This window comes from Luteibacter sp. P4_E6 (assembly GCF_056401535.1).
Genome location: NZ_JBFUJE010000802.1, coordinates 1 through 1315, shown reverse-complemented (window position 1 = coordinate 1315; position 1315 = coordinate 1). Strand labels below are relative to the sequence as shown.

At 65.6% G+C, this 1315-nt stretch carries 2 protein-coding genes; both read left to right on the top strand.

What is annotated here, in order from left to right; all coding sequences use genetic code 11:
- Positions 1 to 450, top strand: a 450-nt coding sequence (locus AC1DT2_RS23620) for a His/Gly/Thr/Pro-type tRNA ligase C-terminal domain-containing protein (RefSeq protein WP_477299119.1), incomplete at its 5' end; no start/stop codon positions are given.
- 43 nt (positions 451 to 493) lie between these two features.
- Positions 494 to 1315 (top strand): aromatic amino acid lyase (locus AC1DT2_RS23615; protein WP_477299117.1); only part of this gene is annotated, 822 nt, incomplete at its 3' end.

Here is a 1315-nt window from a genome sequence, read left to right as displayed (position 1 = left end):
GGCTCGATCTGCTCGGGCGGCCGTTACGAGAATCTCGCCGGTCAGTACACCAAGTCACACCTGCCGGGCGTGGGTATCTCGATCGGATTGACGCGCCTGTATTGGCAGTTGCGCGACGCGGGCCTGATTTCGACCGCGCAGAGCACGGTAGACGTGCTGGTCACCCAGATGGACGCCGCCCAGTTGCCGGCCTACCTGACACTCGCCACCGAACTGCGTAACGCCGGCATCGCCACCGAAGTCGTCCTCGAAGGCAGCAAGCTGGGCAAGCAGTTCAAGTACGCCGACCGCGCGGGTATCCGCTTCGTCATCGTCCTGGGCGAAGACGAGATCGCCAAGGGTGTCGTCACGGTGAAAGACCTTCGCCGCGAAGACCAGTTTGAAGTCGCCCGCACGGAGCTGGTCAAGACCCTGCGCGTCGAACTGGCCCAGGCCGACATCGGTCGCTGAGCCGCTCCATCCCCCACCTCCCTTTTGCACGGCCTAAGTCCCCATGACCAGCAGCATTCTTCTCGACGGGCGTAGCCTCACACGCGGCCAGGTCGCCGCCATTGCTCGTAAGGGCTTCACCATCCGTCTGGACGAGGCGCAGCTCGTCAAGGTGAAACGCGCTGCGGACTTCCTCGCCGAGAAAGTCGGCGGTGGTGAGCCGATTTACGGCGTGACCACGGGCTTTGGCAGCAATGCAGACAAGCTGCTCGGCGCGCACCGCGTGCGCGATGAGCTGCCGGGTGGCAACCCGGAGCCGCGCGAAGGCACGTTGCTGGAAGAACTGCAGCACAACCTGATCATTACCCACGCCGTGTGCGTGGGTAAGCCGTTCGGCGAGGACGTCGTGCGCGCCATGCTCGCCATTCGCGTGAACACGCTGATGAAGGGGCATTCGGGTATCCGGGTGGAAACCCTGCGTGCGCTGGCCGAACTTCTCAACCGCAATGTCATCCCGGTCATTCCGGAGAAGGGCTCGGTCGGCGCSWSCGGCGATCTCGCGCCGCTCTCGCACCTGGCCATCGTGCTGCTCGGTGGCGGCGAAGCCTTCTATGAGGGCGTGCGCATGCCCGGCGCCCAGGCGCTGGCCAAGGCTGGTCTCGAGGCGGTGCGCCTGTCCTTCAAGGAAGGCCTGGCCCTGAACAACGGCACCACGCAGATGCTCGCCACGGGCGTGCTCGCGCTGGACACCATGGACATGCTGATCCGCACGGCCGACCTGGCTGCCGCGATGACGCTGGATGCCTTCGCCGGCCGCACGGGTGCCTACGCCGAACAGGTTCATGCCCTGCGTCCGCATCCGGGGCAGGTCGAGACGGCAAAGCAG